A 9,164-nucleotide genomic window follows, 5' to 3' on the forward strand; every position below is an offset into this window, starting at 1 on the left:
GACCGGCTCCGAAGGACCCAGGACCGTGTCGTCGATCGAGAGGCTGGCGCTCATGTATGCACCGGCTCCACTGAAACGTCAGCTGAACCGTTCAGGCCTGCTGCTTCTCGGACCTGCCTTCGTCGCGGCGGTCGCTACGTCGTACTGATCTTCCTCACGTTCCGCGGCTGAGCTCGCGGAAAGAACTTCGCCGCCGATTGAACGCGGTAGGAGGCGTTGCCGTACTCACTGGCGTCAATCACCAGACACAAGGAGCTTGTCATGAAGAGATCGTTGGCCGCGGTTGTTGCTGTTGGCACCATGATTGTCGCCGGCCTGACCGCGGTTCCGGCCGCTTCGGCGGTGACCAGCGGCACGTCGCCCGACATCTATCTGCTTGATAGCAATGGAACGCTGAGTGTCAGGGACTCCAGACTTCCCTTGCTCACCGAGCATCGGGTCAAGGTCCGCGGCCTCAAGACACATGACCGACTGGTAGGCGTCGACGTTCGCCCTGCCACCGGCCAGCTTTACGCGATCGCCAAGTCCGGTCAGCTGTATACGCTCGACGCCAGATCGGGCCGCGCGTCCGCTGTAGGTACTTCCGCGGCCGGCGCGGTGGGAACCACGGTCGGATTCGACTTCAACCCGACCGTTGATCGGATCCGCCTCGTTACAAGCAGCGGACGCAACCTGCGTCTGCACCCGGACACCGGCGCCGTCGCTGCTGTTGACGGCACGCTGGCCTATGCGGCGGGCGGCTCCACGCCGCGGGTTGCCGCGGCGGCGTACACGGACAGTTTTGCAGGCGCCACGTCGACCGGTCTGTATGGCCTCGACGCTCGCCGGGACACCCTGGTCACGCAAGGCACCTTGCCGGGAGCCACTCCGGCCGTGTCACCGAACACCGGCCAGCTCTTCACGGTCGGCCGGCTCGGCGTGAACATCTCGGCCGTGAACGGCTTCGACATCTTTGGCAAGGGCCGTCAGGCGGGCTCGTACAACGCGCGCGACTACGACGCAATCGCAGCTGTGCAAGGCGGGTTCGGGCTGCTTGGGGGCGGATCTGAGCTGGTGCGGGTCGACCTGCGTTCGGGCCGTACGACGCCCCTGCTGGCACTCGGGCTTGGTGACGTCGTCGGCCTCGCCTACGCCGCTCGCTGACCCATCGGACCGCCGGGCTCACCCCGGCGGTCCACTTCGCGAGAGGACCAGCCATTGCCAACACCACGCTCACAGCGCCGTACACACGCCGAGCACGATCTCAGTCGCGATGATGGCATTCGCGCGGCCTACTCCGAGCACGGCGCGGAGCTCTATCGGTTCGCATTGCGGCAACTCGACGACGAGGGCGCCGCCAGAGACGTAGTACAGGAGACCTTTGTCCGAGCCTGGCGTGCCGCCGATCGTTTTGATCCGTCCTTGGCGAGTCTGAGGGTCTGGCTGTTCGCCATCGCCCGAAACTTGGTAGTCGGTGACCGGATGGGTCCTGACAATGGCGCACCGGCGGGCGGTCGACCGGGCTCGCTCAGAGCAAGCCTCCACCAACCGCGACCTTGCCGTCGCCACGCGATCAGCTGAGACTGACTTCGACCAAGTCACCGACACGGTCGTCAATCGGCTCGAGGCCGAACAGGTTCGCCGCTGTCTGGGCTCCCTGACCGAACTGCAGCGGGAATCGATCACCCTGGCGTACTACGGCGGCTACACCTACCCGGAGGTCGCCAGCCTGCTGGACGCCAAACTCCCGGCCATCAAGGCTAGGATGCGCGACGGCTTGGTGCGACTGCGCGACTGCCTGGGCATCGCTGGGAAGTGGTGAGGAGATGACTGAGGAAATGAGCGAGGACCTCCACACGCTCGCGGCGCCCTATGTGCTCGACGCCCTGCCCGAGGACGACCGCATTATTTTCGAGCAGCATCTGGCGTACTGCGCCGCCTGCACTACTGAGGTCACGGAGTTCCGCGAGGCCGCGGTCAAGCTGAGCCACGGCGTCGCCGTGTCGCCTCCGCCGGACCTCAAGGCCGCGGTGATGGCTTCGATCTCGCAGGTCGAGCAGTTGCCGCCTCTCACTGAAGCGGACGCTCGCCCGGCAGCGTCCGGCGTACCGGCCTCGCGTCCAGCCTTCAGCCGGCGCTCACTGCTGGCCTTGGCTGCCGCCGCTGTGATCATCGCCGGCGCGGGCGGTGTGGCGATCGACCAATACCGTGAAAACGTCGCGACCAAGCGAACGACCGATCGGATCGCCGCAGTCCTGGCCCAGCCCGACGCCCGCACCGTTCGCGGATCCCTGAACGGCGGGGGCCAGGCAACGATGGTCGCCTCGACGAGCGAGGACGCCGCGATCGTGGTGTTACGAGGCTTGCCGGAGCTGCCGTCTAATCGGACGTATCAGCTGTGGCTGATCGACAACTCCAAGACCGCGCATTCCGTTGGGCTCGCCGAGGCGGCCTCCAGTGACCAGACCAAGGTCATCACCGGTGGAGTCGCCGGGAAGGTCGCGTTCGGCGTGACGGTGGAACCGGAGGGTGGATCCCAGCAACCCACGATGCCGGCCGAAGTGATCATTCCGATGGCGTGACGCTGCCTGTGATGCCGGTGAGACCGCCGGGAAACCTCATCGTGGTCTCCCGGTGATGCGCTGGTGCTGGCTTGAGTTGTACTGTCGCCTTGATCGTTGGTACGCAATCGTTTGAATGTCAACTGCCCTAGACCCCGGTACACCTGTGGAGTGGTTCGTCGGGAGGAGTCAGGTTCATGCGGAGGACGAGCGTCCGAAGTTGGCGTCCGGGAACCGACCATCAGCGCGAGGTCCCCAGCGGCCCGGACCCAGTGGCCGCAGGCATCTGCGATCGGCACGGCGCGGCCCTGTTCTCCCTAGCGGTCGCCATGCTGCACGACCACCAGCGGGCGGAGACGGCAGTCGTCGATGCGATCTGTGCCGCCTACCGTTCACCTGCGGTGGCAGACGTGCCTGCTGACGATCTGCGGCGTGATCTCGCCTATCGCCTGTACCAGCACTGCGAGGGTGCCGCAGCCGTTGAATCAGGCACGCCCAGGGAGCGGCAGTTGGTGGCGATGGCGCTCGTGCGGCAAGGCGGGCTTACCTACCGGCAGGTGGCCGATCTCCTGAGAGTGTCCGCGTCTGATGTCATAGAACTTCTCGACGCTGGCCTGCGAGGTCAGATCCGCGCTTAGTGCCTCGTCAAGGGGAGCGGCTCAGCCGAAGCTGAAGGTGAAGGCGGAGATGCCCGGGCTGTAGGTGAGGGTCATCGTCTTGCGTTCCGCGGCTTCCTTGTCGACCAACTGGTAGGCGTTCGGGGTGCCGCTGATGGTGATGGTCTTGTCGGGTTCGCCTGGGATCGCGACGGTTACGGTGCCCTGACCGGAAAGTACATGGAAAACCTTGGCTGCCTGATAGTTGAGCCGCGCTTGGGAGTTCTTGGTGGAGGTGACGCTTTGGGTTCCGACTGCCCAGGTTCCGCCGAGGCTGAACGTGTCGTCGGGCTGTGCCGGGTTCAGGCCGAAGGCAACGGCCTTGTTGGGGGTCAGTTTGCCGAGGGTGCCGTTCAGGTTGGTTGAGCGGGAGTAGCCGAGATAGGTCTCAGGGGTGGTGCCGTCGGCTCCAATGGTGTCGGCCTCGACGGTGCCGTCGACCGGGTCGGGCAATTTGATCTCGGGGTTGGCCGCGGTCAGGAGTTGCCGGATCTGGTTCTCGGTCTGGCCGTAGTCGCCTTCGCCGAACTTGATCGACCGGACGGTGCCTTCGGCATCGACCAGGTACTTGGCCGGCCAGTACTGGTTGCGGTAGGCGGTCCAGGTGGCGAGGTTGTTGTCCTGGCCGACCGGGTAGGTGATCTTCTCCTTACTGATCGCGGACTGGACATTCCCCGCTGACTTCTCGAACGCGAACTCCGGTGAGTGGATGCCGACGATCTCCAGCCCGAGCGACCTATAGGTCTTGTCCCAGGCGAGCAGGTGTGGAGTCGCGCGCTGGCAGTTGATGCAGGAGTAGGCCCAGAAGTCGACCAGGACGACCTTCCCCTTCAATCCAGCTATGGTGGCGGGTTGACCATTGGGAGTGTTGAACCACTTCTGAGTTCCACGGAACTCCGGAGCCGCACCGCACGAGGCGAGTTGGGCCGCGCCCGGCGTGCACTTCGCCAGATCGGTACTGCTGTTGCCGATGGCAGGAGCCAATGCGCCCTGGACCGTCTTGTTCTCGGCGACCTTCTTTTCCAGGCCGCTGGTGTAGCTGGGCAGGGAGCGCTGGATGGCGTCGGTGACGTTGAACGCGAGCGCGACTGCTAGCAGGATCATGACGATGCCACCGCCGATGCGGAACCCGCGAGCGTGATCGCGGTACGCCTTAACCCGCTGAGAGATCCGGGATCCTGCCGAGGCGAAGATCAACAGCGGCAGCGCCGCGCCTATCGCGAACGACACCGTGAGTACTACGGTGCGCCAGCCGACATTGCCGGTAGCGCCGGCGACGGTGATGGCGGCCAGAACAGGGCCGGCGCAAGGAACATACAGGGTGCCGAGGCCGAGCCCGAGGACGAAGGCGCCGTTGTTGTTCTTGTTGATCTTGGGGAGCCGGTAAAAGGGCTTCTCGATCAGGTGGCCGAGCGCGGGGACGATGAGGCCGAGTCCGACCAGGGTGAGAATCACCAGGCCGCCCCAGCGGAGGAAGTCGTCCGGCAGGCCTAGCGCGGACAGAATCACTGATCCGGCCAGTGTGAACAGGCTAAAGCTGACGATGATTCCGGCGATGATCTTCAGCGGCCGGAAGTCGCGCGACGGCCGGCCGACCTCGACCTCTTCGACCAGCAGATCGCCATCAACCTTCGAGGCTCTCCCGCCGGGTCCTGGGCCGGAGGTTTTGCCGGTACTACCGGCAAAGAAAATGATCGGCAACATCGGCAGGACACAGGGTGAGACCCCGGTGATCAGACCGCCGACCAATCCGATGAAGGCCAGTGTGATCATCAGGAACGCTCCAAGGCTGTAGCTCGACAGGACACTTGTTCTTCGGTGCAGCCACGCGTGCTGGATGGGTCGCCCTGTCCGGACACAGGATTACGGCTCCGAGGAATCGGGCGGTGATGTTTTGAATCCCACCCATCCGCCTGCGACGCGGCTCCGAAGGCCCGACCGGGTGCTGTTGTGTTTCAGATCACAACAAATGCGACCGGGTCGCAGCTAGGCCGGTCGATGCGGCAGTTGCCGGCGCCCATCGAGAGGGAAGGGACAGACATGAGTGACGCAACACGTCGCGGTTTCCTGGTGTTCGCCGGCGCGGGGACCGCGGCAGCGGTCGGCGCCGTCGCCGCCCCGAAGATCTTCGGTGAGCAGTCCGCCGATGCCGCGACCCAACTCGAGGCCGTTGACCTGGCGAACGCCGAATCGTTCGTCGTGCATGTCAAGGACGTGAAGAGGGGCGAGCTGGCGATCTTGGTCGGCGACCGCGAAGTATCCGTCATCGATCGTGAGCTGGCCGCCAGGCTGGCCGGCGTGACCAAGGCCTAGGAGGATTTATGTCTTCACATCGCGAAGCGCCGGAGATCTCGAAGGATCCGGTCGCGGACAACACCGACGTCTACGCGTTCGTCAGCCCGGACAAGCCGGACACGGTGACACTGATCGCCAACTTCATCCCGTTCCAGAACCCGTACGGCGGGCCGAACTTCTACGAGTTCGGCGACGACGTGCTCTACCAGATCCACATCTCCAACGGCGGTGACGGCCGGGCCGACATCAGCTACCAGTTCCGCTTCCACGCCGAGATCCGGAACAAGAAGACCTTCCTCTACAACACCGGCCCGATCACGTCGATCAAGGACAAGACCTGGAACAGGCCGCAGTACTACTCGGTCACCAGGGTCGAGAACGGCCGGTCCAGGATCCTGGCGCGTGACCTGGCGGCGCCTCCGGTGAACGTCGGCGTTCGCAGTACGCCGAACTACGCGAAGCTCGCGGGGGAGGCGATCCACACCATCGGCAGCAACCGGAAGGTGTTCGCCGGGCAGCGAGCGGACGGGTTCTTCGCCGACCTCGGAAGCATTTTCGACCTCGGCACCCTCCGGCCGTTCCAGATGGCCCACCTCATCCCGTCGGCCGCGGCGATGGGTGTCAACGGCCTCCAGGGCTCCAACGTCCACACCATCGCCCTTCAGGTTCCGATCACCGACTTGACCCGTGACGGCAAGGCGCCCAAGGACGTGCTAGATCCCAAGGCCGTGATCGGCGTATACGCCTCGGCGAGTCGTCAGCAGTCGAGGATCCTCGACGATCTGCTGGGTACCTCGGTCTGGCACGGTCCTCACAAGCAGGTATCGCGACTGGGCAACCCGTTGTTCAACGAGGTCATCGTGCCGATGGCGGAGAAAGACAAATGGAACAGGCTTTCCCCGCGCGAGGACAAGCGGTTCGCGCAGTACGTGACCAAGCCCGAACTCGCCGGATTGCTCCCGGTGTTGTATCCAGGTGTCTTTCCGAACCTCGCTGCCTACAAGAAGCCCCGTGCCGACCTGGCGGCGATCTTGCTGACGGGTATCCCGAAGGGCGTAGTACCGGGATTCCAGAACTACACCGGACCAGTGCAGGCTGATCTGTTGCGGCTGAACGTCGCAGTACCGCCGTCGAAGTCGCCGAATCCGCTCGGCCTGGTGGCCGGTGACGCGGCCGGATTCCCTAACGGGAGAAGGGTCTTCGACGATGTCGTGACCGTCGAACTGCGGGCGGTCGCGGGGCTGACCATCCCCCTGGTCGACCCATCGTTCACCCCTGACGGCGCTGCTGCGGCGATCAAGGACGGTACGTCGAACACGAACTCCGACTACCTGAAGGTCTTCCCGTACCTCGGTACGCCGGCTGGTGGTTACCAGTCCAAGCCCGGGACGCCGGTCGCATCATGAGCGAGGACAACGTGAATCTGGCCGAGAACCCGCACGCGGGGAAGGGTTCTTCGGTACTGCTGGACATCGGCGGCGATATCGGTGCTCTCGTCATCGACATGCCCGCCGAACTCGAGGGAGCAGAGATCGAGCTGCGTCCCGCAGGCCGGACGATCTTCTCCAGCACCGGTGAGACCGGGGGCGCGCAGGACCACGAGCACCATGACGAAGTCGGTCATGGGCATGGCCACGGACATGGTCACGCGAGCAGTCTGCCGCATGTGGCGGTGGTGCCGCGTCCTTCACCAGAAGGCGGAACCGTGTACTCGGCCGTGTTCTTCGAGGTTGCCGAGGGCAACTACGAGCTGTACGTCCGCCCTGCCGGTCCAGTGCAGTTGACCGTGGACATCACCGGAGGACAGGTCACCGACGCCGTCTGGCCACGCTAGCGGGACCTGCTATGGCTGATCGCCGGGCGTGGAGTGAGCCGCGCCCGGCGATCTCTGCCCTAGTCCGCCGGACTGCTCGGCAAGCGGCTCGGCACGATCAGTTGGTGCACAGTGAGCCGGGTGAGGGTAATTGGCGTTCGACCAGGAGACGGTCCGCGGCCTGCTGCACGCACGGCGACAGTTGGTACATCGAGTAGTCATCGCCGTCCCGGGAAAGCACGACGCTGCGGGGGAGCGTGGCGGACAGGCTGAAGGCCCACGCGTACGGGGTCGAGGACTGATGCGTGGACTGGACGATCAGCGTGGGCGGGAAGTGGTGCACCTGCTTCGGGGCGGGGACGTTCGCGGCCACTGGCCAGCCCTGGCAGCCGGCCACGGCCCGCCAGGCGAGTACGGCGCCGCCGAGGTGCGGTGAAAGCTGCTTGGCCATCCGTGCCAGCTGTGCGAACTCGTTGTAACTGGCCGCCGCGCGTGGCTTGTCCACGCAGGCGTGGGTCTGGGCCTGGACGAAATCGAGGGTCTTGTCGTTGACGGTGGCCAGGTCCGAGGCGTCACCCTCGATGGCCTTCTTGATCGCCTGTGACGCTTTCGGCCAGTAGAGACCGAGGTTGAGCTTGTCTTGCATGGCTGCGCGGATGTCCTCGCCGTTCAGCGCCTTGCCCGGGACCTTGGTGGGGATCGGGGTACGGTCGGCCTTGGCGACGAGTTGATCGAATGCCGTGGCCACGTCCTGCCCGGCCGGGGAACATCTGCTCATAGGTCTTGCCGAGCACGGCACTCCACCCAATGCCGTACCAGTTGAGCTGTCGTTCCCCGAGTCCGATCCGGACCGCCTCCAGATCGCGCGCAACACTCGCCAGATCGAGATTTGCCAGCAGCGCCTTGTTCTCGCACGCCGCGGCCAGCGCCCGGTTGTGTTTCACGAGAGCGCGGTACTCCGCTTCGTTCGCCGGAAAGTACGTGGTTCCGGGTGCACGCTGCGGCGTACCCGCGCAGGTCGTGGGGGAGCTGTGACCGATCCCGCGCGGGTCGACGGCGACGAGATCGAAGCGCTTGCCCAGCACGCTGTCCCCGATTCCCCCACGATCGAGCGCATACCGCAGTTGCTCGATGCTCGATCGTCCCGCGCTGTTGTTGAGTAGGAGGCTTCCCACGCGCTGTGCCGGGTCCCCGGCCTTGCGACGTACCAGCGACAGCTGGATCTTCTCCGACCTCGGCCGGCGGCCAAGCTGGTCATGATCCGCATAGCCATCAGCCTTTCGACGGTGGGGTGAAGGGGCCTGCAGGGAGGTCTACCTGGCGGAGAATGTCGGCCAGGTTGTAGTAGTCGTCGACGGACTGGATGCGGCCGCGCCGGACGGTGAACACCGAGGTCGCCGGTACCGAGAAGGACTTCCCGGTCGCTTTGTAAGGAGGTGTGAAGGGCACGCGCTCGGTGAACGTGCCTGAGAACGTCCAGGTCACTGCGATCCGGTCACCCGCACTGATCGTGTCGTGGACTGTGATCTTGACGGGGCTGATGCTCGCCTTGGTCAGTTCGACCCACTGCTTGGCGCCGGCCGGACCGGTGAACGAGGCCTGGAAGGCGTGGTCGGTGTAGACGCCGCGCTGGTCGAACAGCTTGCTCATCGCTGTGGGGTTGGCGGTGTTCCAGGCGTCGGCCCACTGATGGACGATGCGCGGCATCCGGCGGCTCTGGTCCTGCTCGGACATGCTCGTGCCCGAGGAGACCTTGTGCGCGGAGGCGGGTACGGCGGCCAGGGCGAGGCCGGCCGTTAGGGCGACGGCGGTGAATAGGCGGGTGGTGCGAGACATCGGAGAACTTCCTTTCAGGGTTGG

12 protein-coding genes are annotated in these 9,164 nt (G+C 65.1%); 9 read left to right on the top strand and 3 right to left on the bottom strand.

All coding sequences use genetic code 11. The features are described 5' to 3' along the window. The first annotated feature begins 261 nt into the window (after nt 1-261). From A3ES_RS0123255 to A3ES_RS0123270, 5 genes are all read left to right on the top strand, one after another. Nucleotides 262-1,143 carry a DUF4394 domain-containing protein gene (locus A3ES_RS0123255; RefSeq protein WP_020389247.1) on the top strand — a complete coding sequence of 294 codons (882 nt, stop codon included), beginning with the start codon at nt 262-264 and terminating at the stop codon, nt 1,141-1,143. A 165-nt stretch (nt 1,144-1,308) separates the two neighbouring features. Then, entirely contained in the window at nt 1,309-1,560 is a 252-nt protein-coding gene (locus tag A3ES_RS56180; RefSeq protein ID WP_237745034.1) for a sigma factor, read from the top strand. Beyond that, nucleotides 1,454-1,801 (top strand): sigma factor-like helix-turn-helix DNA-binding protein, encoded by a 348-nt coding sequence (locus tag A3ES_RS53475; protein WP_237745033.1) that lies wholly within the window; start codon nt 1,454-1,456, stop codon nt 1,799-1,801. The genes A3ES_RS56180 and A3ES_RS53475 overlap by 107 nt, the downstream gene beginning before the upstream one ends. Nucleotides 1,802-1,805: 4 nt before the next feature. After that, nucleotides 1,806-2,561 (top strand): anti-sigma factor, encoded by a 756-nt coding sequence (locus tag A3ES_RS0123265; protein ID WP_026163128.1) that lies wholly within the window; start codon nt 1,806-1,808, stop codon nt 2,559-2,561. Nucleotides 2,562-2,737: 176 nt separating this feature from the next. After that, nucleotides 2,738-3,178, top strand: a complete 441-nt coding sequence (locus A3ES_RS0123270; RefSeq protein ID WP_020389250.1) for a hypothetical protein — start codon at nt 2,738-2,740, stop codon at nt 3,176-3,178. Between the two features lie 21 nt (nt 3,179-3,199). On the opposite strand, the gene A3ES_RS0123275 is transcribed toward A3ES_RS0123270, so the two are convergent. Beyond that, nucleotides 3,200-4,969, bottom strand: a complete 1,770-nt coding sequence (locus tag A3ES_RS0123275; protein WP_020389251.1) for a cytochrome c biogenesis protein CcdA — start codon at nt 4,967-4,969, stop codon at nt 3,200-3,202. Between the two features lie 267 nt (nt 4,970-5,236). On the opposite strand from A3ES_RS0123275, the gene A3ES_RS0123280 reads away from it, so the two are divergent. The 3 genes from A3ES_RS0123280 to A3ES_RS0123290 are packed head-to-tail and all read left to right on the top strand — an operon-like array spanning nt 5,237 to nt 7,325. After that, entirely contained in the window at nt 5,237-5,509 is a 273-nt protein-coding gene (locus tag A3ES_RS0123280; protein ID WP_040455288.1) for a twin-arginine translocation signal domain-containing protein, read from the top strand. An 8-nt stretch (nt 5,510-5,517) separates the two neighbouring features. Next, nucleotides 5,518-6,897, top strand: a complete 1,380-nt coding sequence (locus tag A3ES_RS0123285) for a DUF4331 domain-containing protein (RefSeq protein ID WP_020389253.1) — start codon at nt 5,518-5,520, stop codon at nt 6,895-6,897. Next, nucleotides 6,894-7,325, top strand: coding sequence for a hypothetical protein (locus tag A3ES_RS0123290; RefSeq protein ID WP_020389254.1), 432 nt, complete (start codon nt 6,894-6,896; stop codon nt 7,323-7,325). The genes A3ES_RS0123285 and A3ES_RS0123290 overlap by 4 nt, the downstream gene beginning before the upstream one ends. 97 nt (nt 7,326-7,422) lie before the next feature. Here the strand turns inward: A3ES_RS0123290 and A3ES_RS0123295 are convergent, their stop codons facing one another. Then, nucleotides 7,423-8,082 (bottom strand): alpha/beta hydrolase, encoded by a 660-nt coding sequence (locus tag A3ES_RS0123295; protein ID WP_083933627.1) that lies wholly within the window; start codon nt 8,080-8,082, stop codon nt 7,423-7,425. A gap of 253 nt (nt 8,083-8,335) precedes the next feature. Here A3ES_RS0123295 and A3ES_RS56790 point away from each other — a divergent pair, with 253 nt between their 5' ends. After that, entirely contained in the window at nt 8,336-8,467 is a 132-nt protein-coding gene (locus tag A3ES_RS56790; RefSeq protein WP_272944642.1) for a hypothetical protein, read from the top strand. Between the two features lie 109 nt (nt 8,468-8,576). Here A3ES_RS56790 and A3ES_RS48095 read toward each other — a convergent pair whose 3' ends face one another. Beyond that, complete coding sequence (locus tag A3ES_RS48095) at nt 8,577-9,140, bottom strand: nuclear transport factor 2 family protein (RefSeq protein ID WP_020389256.1); 564 nt, start codon at nt 9,138-9,140, stop codon at nt 8,577-8,579. Nucleotides 9,141-9,164 lie beyond the last annotated feature (24 nt).

It is taken from the genome of Kribbella catacumbae DSM 19601 (assembly GCF_000372465.1).
Taxonomy (GTDB): domain Bacteria; phylum Actinomycetota; class Actinomycetes; order Propionibacteriales; family Kribbellaceae; genus Kribbella; species Kribbella catacumbae.

Excerpts from the sequence above, each read along its gene's own strand:
- A3ES_RS0123255 (WP_020389247.1), top strand. The coding sequence starts at position 262 with ATGAAGAGATCGTTGGCCGCGGTTGTTGCTGTTGGCACCATGATTGTC.
- A3ES_RS0123265 (WP_026163128.1), top strand. The coding sequence starts at position 1,806 with ATGACTGAGGAAATGAGCGAGGACCTCCACACGCTCGCGGCGCCCTAT.
- A3ES_RS0123270 (WP_020389250.1), top strand. The coding sequence starts at position 2,738 with ATGCGGAGGACGAGCGTCCGAAGTTGGCGTCCGGGAACCGACCATCAG.
- A3ES_RS0123275 (WP_020389251.1), bottom strand. The coding sequence starts at position 4,969 with ATGATCACACTGGCCTTCATCGGATTGGTCGGCGGTCTGATCACCGGG.
- A3ES_RS0123280 (WP_040455288.1), top strand. The coding sequence starts at position 5,237 with ATGAGTGACGCAACACGTCGCGGTTTCCTGGTGTTCGCCGGCGCGGGG.
- A3ES_RS0123285 (WP_020389253.1), top strand. The coding sequence starts at position 5,518 with ATGTCTTCACATCGCGAAGCGCCGGAGATCTCGAAGGATCCGGTCGCG.
- A3ES_RS0123290 (WP_020389254.1), top strand. The coding sequence starts at position 6,894 with ATGAGCGAGGACAACGTGAATCTGGCCGAGAACCCGCACGCGGGGAAG.
- A3ES_RS0123295 (WP_083933627.1), bottom strand. The coding sequence starts at position 8,082 with ATGAGCAGATGTTCCCCGGCCGGGCAGGACGTGGCCACGGCATTCGAT.
- A3ES_RS48095 (WP_020389256.1), bottom strand. The coding sequence starts at position 9,140 with ATGTCTCGCACCACCCGCCTATTCACCGCCGTCGCCCTAACGGCCGGC.